Annotated in this window: 11 protein-coding genes; 4 read left to right on the top strand and 7 right to left on the bottom strand. The window is 69.6% G+C overall.

The genetic code is table 11. The annotated features are described in order from the left end of the window. The first annotated feature begins 21 nt into the window (after positions 1–21). Positions 22–1,023 (top strand): hypothetical protein, encoded by a 1,002-nt coding sequence (locus OG219_RS38670; RefSeq protein WP_266834626.1) that lies wholly within the window; start codon positions 22–24, stop codon positions 1,021–1,023. 61 nt (positions 1,024–1,084) lie between these two features. On the opposite strand, the gene OG219_RS38665 is transcribed toward OG219_RS38670, so the two are convergent. Genes OG219_RS38665 through OG219_RS38645 form a run of 5 tightly spaced genes read right to left on the bottom strand, consistent with a single transcriptional unit; the run spans position 1,085 to position 6,990 of the window. Continuing rightward, on the bottom strand, positions 1,085–3,217 hold the full coding sequence (locus tag OG219_RS38665; protein WP_266834624.1) for a hypothetical protein: 2,133 nt from the start codon (positions 3,215–3,217) through the stop codon (positions 1,085–1,087). Between the two features lie 7 nt (positions 3,218–3,224). After that, the gene (locus OG219_RS38660) at positions 3,225–3,836 is read right to left on the bottom strand and encodes a hypothetical protein (protein WP_323183323.1); all 612 of its coding nucleotides are present in this window, start codon (positions 3,834–3,836) and stop codon (positions 3,225–3,227) included. 3 nt (positions 3,837–3,839) lie between these two features. Beyond that, complete coding sequence (locus tag OG219_RS38655; protein WP_266834622.1) at positions 3,840–4,712, bottom strand: carbohydrate ABC transporter permease; 873 nt, start codon at positions 4,710–4,712, stop codon at positions 3,840–3,842. Continuing rightward, a complete protein-coding gene (locus OG219_RS38650) occupies positions 4,712–5,662 on the bottom strand; it encodes a carbohydrate ABC transporter permease (RefSeq protein ID WP_266834620.1) in 951 nt (316 codons plus the stop codon). Before OG219_RS38650 ends, OG219_RS38655 begins: the two co-directional genes overlap by 1 nt. Then, on the bottom strand, positions 5,659–6,990 hold the full coding sequence (locus OG219_RS38645) for an ABC transporter substrate-binding protein (protein WP_266834618.1): 1,332 nt from the start codon (positions 6,988–6,990) through the stop codon (positions 5,659–5,661). Before OG219_RS38645 ends, OG219_RS38650 begins: the two co-directional genes overlap by 4 nt. A 484-nt stretch (positions 6,991–7,474) precedes the next feature. On the opposite strand from OG219_RS38645, the gene OG219_RS38640 reads away from it, so the two are divergent. Beyond that, positions 7,475–10,597, top strand: coding sequence for a discoidin domain-containing protein (locus OG219_RS38640; protein ID WP_266834616.1), 3,123 nt, complete (start codon positions 7,475–7,477; stop codon positions 10,595–10,597). Positions 10,598–10,661: 64 nt separating this feature from the next. Here OG219_RS38640 and OG219_RS38635 read toward each other — a convergent pair whose 3' ends face one another. After that, a complete protein-coding gene (locus OG219_RS38635) occupies positions 10,662–12,905 on the bottom strand; it encodes an MMPL family transporter (RefSeq protein ID WP_266834614.1) in 2,244 nt (747 codons plus the stop codon). A 211-nt stretch (positions 12,906–13,116) separates the two neighbouring features. Between OG219_RS38635 and OG219_RS38630 the strand changes: the two genes are divergently transcribed. Both OG219_RS38630 and OG219_RS38625 read left to right on the top strand, forming a co-directional pair. Then, positions 13,117–14,523 carry an FAD-dependent oxidoreductase gene (locus tag OG219_RS38630; protein WP_266834612.1) on the top strand — a complete coding sequence of 469 codons (1,407 nt, stop codon included), beginning with the start codon at positions 13,117–13,119 and terminating at the stop codon, positions 14,521–14,523. A gap of 46 nt (positions 14,524–14,569) precedes the next feature. Further along, positions 14,570–15,055, top strand: a complete 486-nt coding sequence (locus tag OG219_RS38625) for an SRPBCC family protein (protein ID WP_266834610.1) — start codon at positions 14,570–14,572, stop codon at positions 15,053–15,055. Positions 15,056–15,104: 49 nt separating this feature from the next. Here the strand turns inward: OG219_RS38625 and OG219_RS38620 are convergent, their stop codons facing one another. After that, positions 15,105–15,728 carry a TetR/AcrR family transcriptional regulator gene (locus OG219_RS38620; RefSeq protein ID WP_266834608.1) on the bottom strand — a complete coding sequence of 208 codons (624 nt, stop codon included), beginning with the start codon at positions 15,726–15,728 and terminating at the stop codon, positions 15,105–15,107. Positions 15,729–15,882 lie beyond the last annotated feature (154 nt).

Genomic DNA, 15,882 nt, shown 5'->3' with positions numbered 1-15,882 from the left:
CTTCTGGCATTGGAGACCACCATGCACGAGCAGCACCTCGACCGGCGTCTCTTCCTGCGAGCCACCGCCGCCACCGGAGCCGCCCTCACCGTCGGGACGGCCCTGGGCGCCCAGCCCGCGGCCGCGGCACCCGGCGGATTCCCCGACTACACTTACGTCCGCACGCTTCTGACGCCGTCTCAGCTGAAGTACAACCCCACCGGCGAGATCATCTTCCCCTGCATCAGAGGCGTCTACGACAAGCTGAGCTCCCCGCTCGGCCGCTACTACCTGTACTACGCGCCGCACGACGCGCCCGGTGGGATCTGCCTGGCGTACGGCAACTCGCTGGAAGGGCCGTTCACGGAGTACCCGTCGAACCCGATCGTCCGCAACAACTGGTCGCCGCACTACTCCGTCAGCCATGTCTCGTCCCCCCATGTGCTGTGGAACGAGGACGCCAAGGAGTTCTGGCTGTACTTCCACGGCGAGAACACCACGACCCGCCTCGCCCGCTCGGCCGACGGGATCCACTTCACGTACGACAAGGTCGTCCTGTCGGCATCCATGCTCCCGGCAGGCACCAACGAGACGTCGTACGCCCGGGTCTTCCGCCACGACCTGCCCTCGCGCGGCGCCCGCTACGTGATGGTCTTCATGCTGAACAACACCACCAACCACCGTGACATCCACTGGGGTTGGTCCGCCGACGGCCGCACCTGGACCTACGACCAGACGCCGCTGGTCCGGCACGGGGACGTCGGCGCCGTCAACGTGGGCGGCCCGCACCTTCTCTACCGCAACGGCAGCACCTACGTCGTCTACAACAAGGACAAGGAGAGCGGCGGCGACATCATGATCACCGAGGTCGGCAACGACTTCAGCAAGCGCAGCCACCTCGGCGTCTTCTACAACTCCCGCAGCACGGCTCCGGAGAACGGCCGCTCCGCGGCACCGACCTTCGGCACCGACGGCGGCGTCCCGTACATGATCTACGAGGCGGGCGAGAGGCTCGCGGGAGCCATAGCGGTGGCCCGGGGCTGACTCGGCAGGTCAACTCCCCGCTGACGTCGGGAGGTCGTCAGCGGGGAGAGACCCGCCCCCCTCACCGCACCACCGCCTCCAGCCAGAACGCCTTGCCCTTCGAGGTGTTCTCGGACAGGTCGATCGGCAGTCCCTCGGTGCGCAGCCGCTCGCCGGTGAACTCCCCCTTCGCGGCGTGGGCTTGGCTGCCGTCGTCATCGATCGTGATGTCGGTGACGGCGTAGGTCGTACGGTCGTCCAGCCAGCGCACCTTCGCGTCGACAGCGGTCTGCGGTGTTCCGGCCGCGGTCGCGATGAGGAGCGCGGTACCGCGCCGGTCGTCGGCCCACATCCACACGTACGGGCCCTTGCCGCTGTCCCACTCCGTCGTGTCCCAGCCCAACCCCAGGTACACCGGCAGGAACTGGCCGTCCGTCAGAGTGGTGATCTCGGGCCGTCTGCGCCAGGCGTTGAAGACGCCCATCAGCTTCACGGCCGCCTCGGGCCACTTCGCCGCGTCGCCGGGGTCCTGGCCGAACTTGACCGCGCGGACGGCCATGTAGGAGTAGTAGTCCTCCATGCGGCCTGTCATCCTGCCGCCGTTCATGTACGTCGCCCCCATCGGCAGGTGCCCGAACGCGGTGAGCGCCGTGCGCAGCGACAGGTCCTCTCCGGTGACACCTCCGTTGGAGGTGTTCCAGCCGTTGTACGCGATGTGCAGCAGGCCGTTGTTGCGGTCGCCCTGGGTGGGGGCGATGTCGAGTTCGCTGGTGAGCTTGGGCAGGTACTGAGGGTTCTTCGTCACCAGGTCGTTGAGCATCGTCCTGGTGAGGACGGCCTTGCGGTAGACGTTGTCGCCCGCGCGGGAGTAGGCGGTCGTCTGCTCGTTCTGCCAGTACTCGGTGAGGTCGATCATGTGCTGGGTGACGCCGTAGTCGTTGAGCAGCGTCTCGATCTGGCCTCTCTTATAAGCGAGTTGGGCCGGGTCGGCGAGGTCGCGGCCCTTGAGGTGGCCGTCCCCCGTCAGGCAGAACCACAGACCGAAGCCGAGTCCGTTGTCCTTGAGGGTCTTCGAGAGCGTGGCCAGGCTGGTGATGGACTTCTTCATCGAGTCGCTGGGTTCGATGGAGTCGCGCGTGGTGTTCCAGTAGTCGTCGAGCATCACCATGTCGAGGCCGGCCCGCCTGGTCTGCGGGATGACCGTGTCGTAGTAGTAACCGGCGGGCAGTTCGTGGCCCGGGCCGCCGCGGTAGTCCCAGTCGTTCTGATGGAAGAGCGTCGTGGTGTGGTGGTACTTGAAACGCTTGCGGAAGTGCAGTTCGTCGGCCATCTTGCCGTCGACGACATCCCCCTTGAACACGGTCAGGTTCACCGCGAGGTACTCGAACTCCTCCCCGGGCAGCAGCGTCAGCTGAAGCGATTCGGGGTGCGTGTCCACGGAGACGGTGTCCTGCTCGTGCCAGGCGTTGATGCCCGCGAAGGGCGGCAGCATGTAGTCGGTCGGGTGGTTGCCGTTGCCGCGCTGCGTCTTCCAGTTGAGCTCGGGGCTCACGCTCCAGCCGTGCCCGGTGTCGTACACGGTGAGGGCCTTCTTCGGCCAGGACCTTCCGACGGGTTCGGTGCTCAGCGGGCCGCGGGTGCTGAACCACTTCATGTTCGGGACGTAGTGGAGGGTGTGCGGCTCGTCCGGCAGCCGTAGTTCGATCACGGTGGAGCGGGTGAGGGTGAGTTCGCGGGACGTGTCCTCGTTGCGTACGAGGGTGAAGTAGCGCAGGCCCGCGTCGCCGTCGTAGATCTCGAAGACCAGGGTGACGCGGAAGGGGCGGGGCACGGTCCTGCTCAGGGGGATGCGGACGCGCTCCCCTACCCGCCAGGATCTCTCCTTCGTGCGTACGGCGATGAGTTCCCTGGTCGTGGCTCCCAGGCGCCAGCCTCCGTCGTCCGCGCGGACGGTGTCGGTGCCGTCGAGTTCGTGGGCGAAGAGCAGCGAGGGGGCGCTCAAGTAGTCGTTTCCCGCCCGCTTGTTCAGGATTCGCGTGAGGTGGATTCCGCCGTTCCGGTAGGTCACGGTGGCACGCAGGGAGTCGTTCTCGAAGGTCCAGTCCCTGGATCTGTGCCGGATGGTGTCCGACACCGCGGCGGCCGATCCGGTTCCGGCCGCGAGGAAGGCGGCCGAGGCCGCGCCGAGGAAGAGACGGCGGCTCACAGGAGACATGCGGAGATCACCCTTCGGAGGAGGGAGGCTCGGTGCGGAGTTCAACCGCCGTGATGGCGAAGGCCAGCGGCCCCGGCAGGAGCGGGGCGAGCAGCGGCAGCATCCACAGGAAGGCGGCGCACAGACCGACGGCCGCCGCGACCAGGACGCAGCCCGCCGGATCGGCGACGGAGCGTGTCACGGCCCGGTGCAGGGCCGGACGCCAGCCGCGCGCCGCCTCCGGATCCGCGGCGGCGCGCAGAGCGAGGACGAGCCCTGCTGCCGCGAGAGCGGTCAGTGCCCAGGCCACCGGGCGGGCGCCCGGCAGGCCCGCCCCGGCGAGCGTGAGGTCGAGGACGACCAGGGCCAGAGCCGCGAAGACCGTCACGCCGGCCAGCAGGGAACGGAGGAGTCCGTGGGCGCGGAGCTCGGCGGCGTACTCCCCCAGTGTCACCGGACGGTCCTCGCGGATCGCGCGCCGCAGGAGGGCGCAGGCCGCGGCCAGTGCCGTCGGAGCTGTGACGAGTGGCAGGGAGGCGAGTGTCGCGGCCAGGCCGACGGCGAGCATGTCGGCGAAGAGGGTGAAGCGAGGCCCGAACAGCTCGCCCGGCTCCCGGCGTTCGGAGACGAAGGGACGCACGGCTCAACCCTTCAGTCCGGAGGTCGCCATGCCCTGCACCAGATAGCGCTGGAAGGCGAAGAAGAACAGCACGATCGGCACGATCGAGATCACCGACATCGCGAACATCGGGCCGTACGCGGAAGTGCTGGACTGGTCGACGAAGTTGCGCAGGGCCAGTGTGATCGTGAACTTCTCCGGGTCGAAGAGGTAGATCAGCTGGGTGAAGAAGTCGTTCCAGGTCCAGATGAAGGTGAAGATCGCGGTGGTGATCAGCGCGGGCCGGGTGAGCGGCAGGACCACCGACCAGAAGATCCGGAACGGTCCGCATCCGTCGATGCGGGCGGCCTCGTCCAGTTCGCGGGGCAGGCCGCGCATGAACTGGACGATGAGGAAGACGAAGAACGCCTCCGTGGCAAGGAACTTGGGCAGGATCAGCGGCCAGTAGCTGTCCACCATGCCGAGCTTGTTGAAGATGATGTACTGCGGGATCAGCACGGCGTGGTGCGGCAGCATCATCGTCGCGATCATGAAGCCGAACATCGGACCCCGCATGCGGAAGCGCAGCCGGGCGAAGGCATAGGCGGCCAGCGAGCAGGACACGACGTTCCCGATGACCGAACCCAGGCTGATCAGAAGAGAATTGGTCAGGAGCCGGGTCACGGTGACTCCGCTGACACCGTCCAGGGCGGTGGTGTAGTTCGCCCACACGAGGTGGCTCGGCAGCAGCTTGAGGCTGGTGAGGACCTCGTCCGCCGGTTTCAGCGACGTGGCGAGCAGCCAGGCCAGCGGGTAGAGCAGGACGAGCAGCGCGGCCAGCAGTCCGATGTGCTTCGCGACGGTCGCGGTGCGAGTTCGGCCGTGCTTGCTGGTGAGGACGGGCGCGGTCGTGGCCATCAGGCCCCCTCGTTGGCGTAGAAGACCCAAGAGCGCGAGGTCTTGAAGAGGATGAGCGTGACCGCGCCGATGGCCAGGAGCAGGACCCATGCCATGGCGGAGGCGTAGCCCATGTGCGAGGCGGTGAAGCCGCGTTCGTAGAGGTAGAGCGTGTAGAAGTTGGTCGAGTCGGCCGGGCCGCCCTTGCCGCCGCTGATCGCGAAAGCGGGGGTGAAGACCTGGAAGGACTGGATGGTCTCCAGGACCAGGTTGAAGAAGAGCACCGGGGACAGCATCGGCAGCGTCACGGACACGAACCGCCGCCACTGTCCCGCGCCGTCGAGTGCCGCGGCCTCGTACAGGTCGGCCGGGATCTGCTGCAGCCCGGCCAGGAAGATGACCATCGGGGCGCCGAACTGCCAGGCGGAGAGCAGGGCGACGACGAACACCGCGAGGTGGGGGTCGGACACCCAGCCGCCGGTGTGGATGCCCATGGAGGACAGCAATTCGTCCACGGTGCCGCCGTCGTTGTAGAGCGCGCGCCACACCAGCGCGATCGACATACTCGCACCGAGCAGTGAGGGGGCGTAGAAGGCCGAGCGGTAGAACCCCTTCGCCCCGCGCGTTCTGCTGAGCAGCAGCGCGACGCCCAGCGCGAGGGCCAGTTTGAGCGGTACGGCGACCACGACATACAGGAGCGTGGTGCCCACCGACCGCCAGTAGCGCGGGTCCGCGGTGAACATGTCGGTGTAGTTGCGCAGCCCCACCCACTTGGGGGCGTCGAAGAGGTTGTAGTCGGTGAACGACAGGTACAGGGACACGGCCATCGGCGCGAGCGTCAGGAGGACGACCCCGAGGATCCACGGGGAGAGGAACACGTAGGCGGGACCCTGTCGTTCACCGCGCCCACGGCGTTCCCGGGGTGTCGCGGAGGCGGGTGCGGTACGGGGCCTGGCGGCCGTGGCGGTCATCGCAGCTCCCTCTTCGCCTCGGCCACGAAGTCCTCGGCGGCCGTCCGCGGGCTCTGCATCTCGTAGACGACCCGCTGGTAGGTGCGGGTGAAGGCGACCTGGAGGACGACGTCCCCGCGCGGTGGTGCCATGGGCGGCGCTTCCGTGCCGTAAGCGGCGATCTTCCGCCCGTAGTCGAAGACCTCCTTCTCCGCGCCGGTGAGGCCCTTGCCGATCGCCGCGGCGATCTGCTGGTTGGGCGGTGTGGAGCGGGTGACGCCGAGGATCGTGCCCGCGTCGGGGTCGTTGAGCAAGAAGTCGATCAACTCGGCGGCCTCCTTGGGATGTTGGGATCCCGCGCCCACGCCGATGAGCATGGTCGGCTTGAAGTACTGGCCCACCCTGCCGTCGGTGGTGGGTACGGGCGCGAGGTGGACGTTCTCGCCGAGCAGCGGCGGATAGCCGAGGAAGGGGGCGTCCCAGTTGAAGTCGGTCGCCGCCAGCCCCCGGCCCATCGGGGTGTCCTCGACGGCGCCGCCGATCTGGGCGGTGTCCTTGGCCTGCGAGACGATGCCCTGGCGGCGCAGCTTGTCGGTGAAGGTCCAGAACTCGGTCAGGTCGTCGGCGGTGAAGCCGAGTTGGTGCTGGGAGGCGTAGAGCTCCTTGCCCTTGCCGCGCAGCCAGGTCTCGAAGGCGTCCTCGTTCACGCCGATGTCGGAGAGGCCGGTGTAGGCGTGCCCGTTGGGGCCCTTCATCCCGAGCGCGCTGACCTTCTTGCCCGCCTCGGCCCAGTCGTCCCAGGTCCAGCCGGGCCGGGGCGCCGCGACTCCGGCCTTCTCGAAGACCGCGGAGTCGTAGACGATTCCGGTCGATCCCTTGCCCATCGGGAGGGCGTACTGCCGGCCCTCGTAGACGCCGGTCCGGGTCAGGCCCTCGTCTAAGCCGGCGGTCCGCAGCGTGTGGTTCCTGACGTAGGGGCCGAGGTCCAGGAGTGTGCCGCTGCCCGCGTACTGGGAGATCTGCCGGTAGTCGAGCTGTGCCACATCGGGAAGGTCGCCACCCGCCGCCTGTGTGGCGAGCTTCTGCACATACGCCTCGTAGCCGGCGAAGGAGGTGCGCACCGTGACGCCCGGGTGCCTCTCCTCGAAGAGGTCCACGGCGTCGTTGGTGCGTTGCGCGCGGTCCTCGTTGCCCCACCAGGTGAAGGTGAGCGTCACTCTCCCGCCCGCTTCGGTGCTCGGCCCGTCGGCGCTGGAGCATCCGGTGAGGCCCGCGAGGAGCAGGGCGAGCGCGGCGCCTGCGGCGGCGCCGAGGGTGCCTCGCCTCCGGCGGATGCTGGGTCGTGTCATTCCGGTGCCTCCTGGGCGTGACTTGGACATCGTTGTCGGAGGTCAGGAGCGGGAGCCCTCCCCGGCGGAGCGTGCGGGACGGTCGGCCGGGAGCCCGTGGGTCGCCGTCGGCGGTCGTCGCCGGTCACCAGCGATGGCAACGTTGCCATCGCGGGAAGGGAGGCGCGGTGTGCGCATCATCGGGAGGGTCTCTCCATGGGCGGGCGGATGGCGTGGTGGGGGACACGGCTGTCGGACCGTGCGGGATGAACGGCGGGCCATGGCAAGCGCTTTCACCTCCGGAAAACGTAGGTGCCGTTCGTCCGGCCGGTCAACGGTGCTGCAGGAGTTACTTGCCTGGACCGGAGGTGCGCGCAGGCCGGGAGTCGGACGCGATCCGCCGATATTCGCGAGGGGCTCCAGGAGTCTTGACGTGCGCAGGGGGCGACCACAGAATGACCGCACACCCTGACAACGTTGTCGAAAGGTCGCGTCGATGTCGCCGATGTCGCAGCACGCCGTGGGGTTCACCCGCCGTCAAGCCATGCTGCTACTCGGCGCTTCCAGCACCGCGACCGCCTTCCCGTTCACCTTCGGCGCGGGCCGGGCCTCCGCCGCGACAACCACGGCCGCCCCAGGAGCGGACCCCGTCTCCGACACGTACCACCGCGTCCTGCTCTCGCACACCCGCTGGTCGGAACAGCAGTGGGACCCGGCCCAAGGCCACTACACCGACAAGGACTTCGGCTTCGCCGTCGTACTCGGCAACGCCGTCCTGCTGACCCGTGGCGCGTACGACGCCGAGCGTGCCGGAGTCGACAAGGACACCCTGCACGCCAGGACCCTCGCCACCGTGAAGCACTTCGCGGCCTCCAACCGGCTGGCCGGCGGCACCCAGTGGGGGCGGAAACTGTTCTGGGACACCACCTTCCAGTCGTACTTCGTACTCGCGGCCCGCCTGCTGTGGGACGACCTCGATGAGGCGACGCGCCGGAACGTCGACACCATCGCCCACGAACAGGCGCAGTTCACCGCGCAGTTGGGCACGGGCGACGATCCCGACTCCGGTGGCTGGACCCCGCACGGCCTGAGCGGGGGGTTCGAGGGCGACACCAAGCTGGAGGAGATGGGGGTCTACACCCAGTCACTGGCCCCCGGGCTGGCCTGGGCGAGCGATGATCCGCGGTACGAGGCATGGCGCGCCGCGTTCGGCAGGTGGAGCCGCAACGAGGCCGGCCTGCCTGCCGCCGACCTCGCCAACCCGGCCCGCGTGGACGGCGTCGCCGTCAGCGCGAACACCGCTCAGAACCTCTATGACACGTTCATCGTCGAGAACCACGGCTCGTTCGGCCCGCACTACCAGGAAGAACTCTGGCGTACTTCGGGACGCAACAGCGCCCACTTCCTCGCCGCGGGCCGCGACCTGCCCGAGGTGCTCACGGCGCAGCCGAACGCCGGGCCGTTGTGGCGCACCCTGCTCGGTGTGATGAGCGACGCCGGAGAGCCCCTGATGCCGATGGTCGCCGATCGCGAGCACCTCTACGGCCGGGACGTCATTCCGCTCGCCTTCCTGGCCCAGGTCGTCGGCGACCGTGCGGCGGCCCGCTGCGAACTGGCCCTGGCCGAGCGGCTGGAGGCGTATCAGGAGTACCCGCCGCAGTACCGCCTCGCGAAGTTCTCGGGCGAGTCCAAGTACGAGCCGGAGGCCCGAGCCGAACTGGCCATCAGCTACCTGCTGCACGAGTGGCGGGCCCGGTCGGGGCAGGCACCGGTGCGCCCCCTGTCACAGCGCGAGCTCTTCGAGGAGGCGAGCGGCGTCACCGACCACGGCCCGGGTCCCGGCCTCGTCTCCCATCAGTCACCGGGCGCGTGGTCCGGCGTGGTCAGCAAGCCCGGCTTCGTGAAGTTCGCCTGGCAACCGGCCCATGACGACTGGCTGTTCGCACTCAGCGGTACGACACCGATGTTCCTGCCGAGCACCGGCGCCGGGGTCACCGAGCGTTCGGTCGTCACGTACTCCCTGCCGCGGGACGGGTTCGACGGCAGCGCGAGCATGCTCACGCTCGACAGCGGGTTCGCGGGGTTCACCACGTTGCCGTCCGGCGCCGTCGTGTACGCGACCTCCGGGACGGCGTACGGCGAGGGCCACTTGGAGGTGCACAACCTGGCCATGCCAGGGATGCCGGGGCTGAGCGGGAGCCGCACCTATCGGGTGGCCGAAGGGAGCACGACGGTCGTCGCCGGGAGCGGTGCCACCACGTCCGCCGGCCCGCGCGTCGACGAACTCACCTTTCCCCGCGGCCGGTTCCGTCATCTGCGCATGCTCGGTGTACGTCCCGACCCGTCGTACGGCTATTCGCTGTACGCCTTCGAGATATGTGACGGAGCCTCGGGCCCCGACCTGGCGCGCGAGGCCGGGGCGACCGCCTCCGCCTCCTCCTTCGACCCGGGCAAGGAGCCCGCGCTCGCCGTCGACGGTGTCCCCACCAGCCGCTGGGCGGTGTCGCGCGCGGACCGTCCACGGGCGGACAGCTGGATCGCGGTCGACCTGGGAGCGTCCCGGGAGGTGGACCGGGTGACGCTTCGCTGGGAGGCCGCGGCGGGCCGTGCGTACCGGATGCAGGGATCGGCCGACGGGCAGCAGTGGACCGATCTGGGCGCCTGGCCGCGACCGGACCTCACCAGCCGCGGCGGCTGGCTGGACATCGACGGCCGCGCGGGGCTCCTGGTACGAGGCGGCGCCAACCCGCTCTCGGTGTACGGCGACACGGTCGTCCTCTCCGACGGACCGGCCGAGAGCACGCTGGTCGAGGCGCTCCCCGGCGCGACGACCGAGGAACTGCGTACCGCGGCCGCCCGCCAGGCCCCGTCGGCGGAATCCGCACAGGTGCGGGCAGCCGTCACCGACCACCACCTGAGCCTGTTCAACCTCTCCTCGGAGCCCGTGACCACCACGGTGACGATCCCGGGTTCGCGTGCCGAGGGAATCCGCCTCTACCAAGGCGTCCAGACCGTCACCGATTCGGGCACGGCCTTCCGCGCCGAACTGCCCGCCACCGCTGCCGCCCTGGCGCCTGTACGCATCGTCCTCTCCGGCGCCCGCATTCCCGCCGGGCTCCGCGCCGAGGTACTCGACGGCCGCACCGTACGCCTCACCGGCCCCTCCTGCCGCCTCACCGTCTCGGCACAGGGCAGGAGCCTCGACGTCACGGTCCGTACGGGCCGCACGACCACCGTCACCGTGCCGCGAGCCACGGAATACCCCCTCGCCGACCTGGCACTCGGCCGCACCACCTTCCCGACCGCGCCGTTGCCGCCGGGCATGACGGACCCCGGGGCCGCGGTCGACGGCGACCCGGGCACCGCGTGGAAGCCCGGTCCCGACGGTCGCATGGTCGTCGACCTGGGTTCCGAACAGCACATCACCGAGATCCGGACCCAGTGGCGAGGGGGCCATACCCCGGCATCCCAGGCCGAGTTCAGCCTGGACGGCCGTACGTACGGTGGCGCGGCGCACCTGTCGGCGCACGGCGTCCTGCGCACCGACCGCACGGCTCGCTACGTGGCGCTGCGGGTCCTCGGGGCGGCTACGGGGCCTGTCTCACTCGTCGCCCTGAATATCGCGTAGGAGCGGCCGCACCGGGTCCGGCGGGCGGGCCTCCCGGCCGCCGTTCCCGGCAGGGAGTCACCGCTCAGGAGACGGGCTCAGGTTCCTTGCGGTCCGCCGGTGCCGCCTTCCGGAGGCTGCTCCCCTCGACGTCCAGGTCGGGCAGGATCCGGTCCAGCCAGGCCGGCAGCCACCAGGCACCCCGCCCCGCGAGGGCGAGTACCGCCGGTACGAGCGTCATGCGGACGGCGAAGGCGTCGATGGCCACGCCGACGGCCAGGGCGAACGCGATGGGTTTGATGAGGGAGTCGTCCAGGGGGAAGAACCCGGCGAAGACGGTGAACATGATCAGGGCGGCCGCGGTGACAACCCGAACGCTGTGCCGTGCGCCGTCGACGACCGACTGGCGGGCCCGGCCGGTGTGGGCCCATTCCTCGCGCATCCCGGACACGAGGAACACCTCGTAGTCCATGGCCAGTCCGAACAGCACGCCGATCAGGATGATCGGCAGGAAGCTGACGACCGGACCGCTGTGGGGCACGTCGAGGACGTCGGCCAGCCAGCCCCACTGGAAGACGGCGACGACCAGACCGAGCGAGGCGCCCACCGAGAGCAGAAAGCCGACGGCTGCCTTGACGGGGATGACCAGCGACCGGAAGACGATCATCAGCAGGAGCAGGCTGAGGCCGACGACGATGGCGACGAAGGGCAGCAGGGAGTCGCTGAGGCGGTTGGAGACGTCGATGTTGACGGCGGTGGTGCCGGTGACGGCGACAGAGGCGCCCGTGGTGTCACGGATGTCGGGCGCGGCCTTGCGGATCTCGCGGACAAGTTGGTCGGTGCGGACGCTGTCGGGGCCGGAGGCGGGGAGGACGGTGATGACGCTCTGCGTCGGGTCGCTGGTGGGCTGGGGCGGCAGGACGGCCTTGACGTCCTTGAGGGTCCCCAGCTTCTGGGCCACCTGAGCGCCGGCCTGTGAACTCGTGGCAGCCGTACCGTTGTTGGTCTCGACGAGTACGAGCAGTGGGCCGTTGAAGCCGGGACCGAACTTGTCGCTGATCGTGTCGTAGGCCTTGCGCTCGGTGGAGGCGTGTGGCGCGGAGCCGTTGTCGGGAAGGGCCAGGCGCAGGTCCATGGCGGGCAGCGTGAGGGTCACCAGGATGCCCACGACGGCGAGCACGGTCAGCAGCGGCTTGGCGATGACCCATTTCGTCCAGCGGGTGCCCATGGTGGCGCGGCCGGTGGCCCCCTCCGTGTCGGCGGACCCATCGGCATCGGTGGCTCCCTCGGCGTCGGCGGCCCGCCGGCCGGCGCGGCTGCCGGACTTGGGGGCGAGCCGCGAGCCGGCGAATCCCGCGACGGCGGGGACCAGGGTGATCGCGGCCAGTACGGCGATCAGGACGGCGCCGGCGGCACCGAGACCCATCGTCGTCAGAAACGGGATGCCGATGATGCTCAGCGCGGCGAGCGCGATGATCACGGTGACGCCGGCGAAGACCACGGCGCTGCCGGCCGTGCCGACGGCCAGCGCGACGGATTCCTTCGGATCGGTTCCGCGGGCCAGTTGCTGTCGGTGGCGCGAGAGGATGAACAGGACGTAGTCGATGCCGACGGCCAGGCCCAGCATCAGGGCGAGCGTGACGGCCGTGGAGGAGATGCTGACCGCGGGCGCGAGAGCGAGCAGCCCGGCCAGACCGACTGCCACGCCGATCAGCGCGGGCAGCAGTGCCATGCCGGCGGCCAGCAGCGAACCGAACGTGACGACGAGGACGAGCAGTGCCACGGCCACGCCGATGATCTCCGACGGACCGACGTGAACACCCTTGCTGCTGAAGACGGAACCGCCCACCGATGTCCGCAGCCCGTCGGTCTCGGCCGCCCGGGCCGCGTCCTCGATCGCGTCCACCGATGACGTACGGACCTCCGCGATCTGCACGGGGTACTGGACCTGGACGATCGCCGTGGTCCGGTCGGCCGAGACGGCGCCGGAGGCCTGCGGGTCGACGACCTCGCCGACCTGGGGCGCCTGCTCGGCTTCCGCCACCGCCTCGGCGATGGCCGCCGTGTAGGGGGCTTCGGTGACCTGGCGGCCCTCGGGCGCGGTGAAGACGATCTGGGCGCTCGCACCCGAGGCTTCCGGAAGGGTCTTGCTCAGGCTGTCCAACGCACGCTGCGATTCGGTGCCCGGCACCGAGAAGCGGTCGTCGAGCTTGCCGCCGAAGACACCGACGCACGTGATGAGCGCGGCCAGCACGAAGAGCCATATCCCCAGGACGAGCTTTCGGTGTCGGTAGGCGCTGTGGCCCAGCCGGTGAAGCAGGACGGCCATGACGAACTCCCTCGAACGGTATCGGTGGGCCGACTTTATCACCTGCTCAAGTCACTTGAACGAGTCACTCGACCTCAACTCTTGCCCACTGTGGCACAAGTGCAGGTCAGACGATTGAAGTAGACGACAAAATCACCCGACCTTGTCGCATGACAATGTCGCCTGTAGGTTATCCATCGACCGCTTCACCGCTGGGAGCCGAGGAGTGACCATGACCAGTACGCACAGCACCCGGAACACCGAAAGGCACTGGCGTCGGGAAGCCGACGTCGTCGTGATCGGCGCGGGGCTGGCCGGGCTCACCGCGGCGCGGAAGCTCGTCGCCGCAGGCAAGTCCGTGGCCGTCCTGGAGGCCCGCGACCGGGTCGGCGGCCGAGTGCTCAACCACGACCTCGGCGACGGCCAAGTGACCGAGATCGGCGGGCAGTTCGTCGGCCCCACCCAGGACCGCATCCTGGCGCTGGCCAAGGCGGTCGGCGTAGCCACGTACAAGGCCGCCGTGCCCGGCGAGCAGGTCTACGTCCGCGACGGCAAGGCCAAGAGGTTCTCCGGGCACACTCCCCCGGACCTGCTCGCGCTGCCGGACATGGGCATCGCGCTGGCCCGCATCGGCCAGGCGGCCGGCAAGGTGCCCCCGGCGGCGCCGTGGCGGGCCCCGAACGCCCGTGACCTGGACGGCATGACCTACGAGACCTGGCTGCGCAGGGCCGAGATCACCGGTGACGCCGTCGACCTGATCAACATCTTCCTCAACTCCGCGTACGGCGGCGAGGCGCGCGACGCGTCGGCGCTGTTCAGCCTCTGGTACGTCTCGACCTTCGGCGACGAGACCCGTCCGGGCACCATGGAGCGCGGCACCGGCACCTCCGGCGGTGCGCAGGACAGCCGCTTCGTCGGCGGCTCCCAGCTGGTCGCGACCCGGCTGGCCGAGCAACTCGACGGCCGCGTCCACCTGTCGGCCCCGGTACGCCGGATCAGCCAGGACGGCGACGGGGTCACCGTGATCTCCGACGCCGGCGACTGGCGGGCCGGCCGCGTGATCGTCGCCGTACCGCCGGTCCTGGCCTCAAAAATCGTCTGGGACCCGCTGCTGCCGCCGCAGCAGGGGCAGCTGTTCCAGCGGCTGCCCTTCGGCACCCTCATGAAGTGCGTGGCCGTCTACGACACACCGTTCTGGCGGGCCGAGGGCCTGTCCGGGATGGGCCTGCTGCGGGGAGGTTCGCCGATCCGCGAGATGTTCGACAACAGCCCGCCCGACGGCGGACCGGGCGTGCTCATGGGATTCCTCGGCGGCAAGGAATGGCGCAAGTGGGCGCACCGCCCGGCGGGCGAGCGCCGCGGCGCGGTGCTGCGCTCCTTCGCCCAGGTCGTCGGGGAACGGGCCTACGACGCCGTCGACTACGTCGAGCAGGACTGGACCGCCGAGCAGTGGACCCAGGGCGGCCCGACGTCCGTGGCCGCCCCCGGCGTGCTGACCGAGTACGGGGAGTGGATGGGCCGGAGCTTCGGACGCGTGCACTGGGCGGGGTCCGAGTTCTCCCCCTACTGGAACGGCTTCATGGACGGCGCGGTCCGCTCCGGCGAGCACGCCGCCACCGAACTGCTCGACCACAGCTGAACGAACTGAACGAACTGAACGAACCACAGAAGCAGGAGAACCCCTCATGACCAAGTTCCACGTCACCGAACACGCCGTCATCGACGCCCCCGTAGAGCGCGTCTGGGAGGTCGTCTCCCGCACCGACCGCTACGCCGAGTGGGTCGCCGGCGCCATCGAGGTCACCGACCACCACGGCATCGCCACCGTCGGCAGGACCTACGCCGAACGCAACCGCACCGTCGGCCCGCTGCGCACCGACTCGGTGTGGACCGTGGTGGAGATCGATCCCACGAGGCGCCGCGTCGACACCGGGACGGGGTTCGCTCCGCTGAAGGAGGTGACCAGCATCTTCGAGTTCCAGCCGGTCCGGAGCACGGAGGGGAGGGACGCCACACGGATGACGTACCGGGTGGAATACGTCATCGGTCTCGGCCCGGCCGGACTCCTGCTGGACCGGATACAGCAGCCGGGCATGCGCGCGAACATGCGCGCCTCGATGGCCGGCCTGAACACCCTGATCCGCTCCGAGGCCGTCGACGCGCGCGGCTGACCACAAGCGAAGGGCGCACTCGTACCGTACGAGTGCGCCCTTCCTCGCGTCAGTTCACAGGTACGGGCACCAGGTCCAGCCGACCGTCGGCCATGGCCACCACGGCGGACACGAAGGCCTCGAGGCAGGTGCGCTCGGCCACCTCGTCCGGCAGCGAGAGGCGTTGCATCGTGAGCCCGTCGAAGCCGGCGAGGAAGAAGCGCGCGATCGTCTCCACAGGCTGGGCGAGGGGCCGGTCGGTGCGCTCCGCCGCCTCGGTGATCAGCCTCGCGGTCACCTCGGTCACCCCCCGGAAGTGGGCTTCGAGGGCCTCGCTCAGGGCCGGGGAGCGGAGCGCGAACATCATCAGCTCCGTGAGGAGCTGATGGCTCGCGGGCTGCTCCCGCACCGTCCGCCACAGCGCGGCCGCCAGCGCGCCGACCGTCTCCTCGAAACCGCCGTCGGTCGGCGCCGCCCGCTCGACCTGGGCCACCAGATCCTGCGTGAGCTGCTCCATGACCGCGCGGTACAGCCCTTCCTTCGTGCCGAAGGTGTAGTGCACCGTGGCCTGGGCCACCCCCAGCTCGGCGGCGATGGCACGCGTACTGCCGGCCGCGACCCCTTCCCTCGTCATGAAGTCGATGGCCGCTTTGATCAGCTGAGGACGGCGCTCGGCCGCGGAAACGTGAGCCATGACCTCATCATACCGACTTAGTCCTATGAACAAGTCGTCCGAACAAGTCGAATCCGCCGCGGCGGGAGGCCGCGACCGCGGCCGCTGAGGTCCGGTCCCTGGCCGCGCGGGTCAGTTCCCCCTGAACAGCGGGTGAATACGTTTCCTCCAACAC

The sequence above is a fragment of the Streptomyces sp. NBC_00038 genome, from assembly GCF_026343635.1.
Classification (GTDB): Bacteria; Actinomycetota; Actinomycetes; order Streptomycetales; family Streptomycetaceae; genus Streptomyces.
Note: the sequence above shows the minus strand (reverse complement) of the source record. Positions and strands in the feature narration are given on the sequence as shown.

What these genes read in the sequence shown, in the direction of transcription:
- OG219_RS38670 (WP_266834626.1), top strand. Translation starts at nt 22, where the DNA reads ATGCACGAGCAGCACCTCGACCGGCGTCTCTTCCTGCGAGCCACCGCC.
- OG219_RS38665 (WP_266834624.1), bottom strand. Translation starts at nt 3,217, where the DNA reads ATGTCTCCTGTGAGCCGCCGTCTCTTCCTCGGCGCGGCCTCGGCCGCC.
- OG219_RS38655 (WP_266834622.1), bottom strand. Translation starts at nt 4,712, where the DNA reads ATGGCCACGACCGCGCCCGTCCTCACCAGCAAGCACGGCCGAACTCGC.
- OG219_RS38650 (WP_266834620.1), bottom strand. Translation starts at nt 5,662, where the DNA reads ATGACCGCCACGGCCGCCAGGCCCCGTACCGCACCCGCCTCCGCGACA.
- OG219_RS38645 (WP_266834618.1), bottom strand. Translation starts at nt 6,990, where the DNA reads ATGACACGACCCAGCATCCGCCGGAGGCGAGGCACCCTCGGCGCCGCC.
- OG219_RS38640 (WP_266834616.1), top strand. Translation starts at nt 7,475, where the DNA reads ATGTCGCAGCACGCCGTGGGGTTCACCCGCCGTCAAGCCATGCTGCTA.
- OG219_RS38635 (WP_266834614.1), bottom strand. Translation starts at nt 12,905, where the DNA reads ATGGCCGTCCTGCTTCACCGGCTGGGCCACAGCGCCTACCGACACCGA.
- OG219_RS38630 (WP_266834612.1), top strand. Translation starts at nt 13,117, where the DNA reads ATGACCAGTACGCACAGCACCCGGAACACCGAAAGGCACTGGCGTCGG.
- OG219_RS38625 (WP_266834610.1), top strand. Translation starts at nt 14,570, where the DNA reads ATGACCAAGTTCCACGTCACCGAACACGCCGTCATCGACGCCCCCGTA.
- OG219_RS38620 (WP_266834608.1), bottom strand. Translation starts at nt 15,728, where the DNA reads ATGGCTCACGTTTCCGCGGCCGAGCGCCGTCCTCAGCTGATCAAAGCG.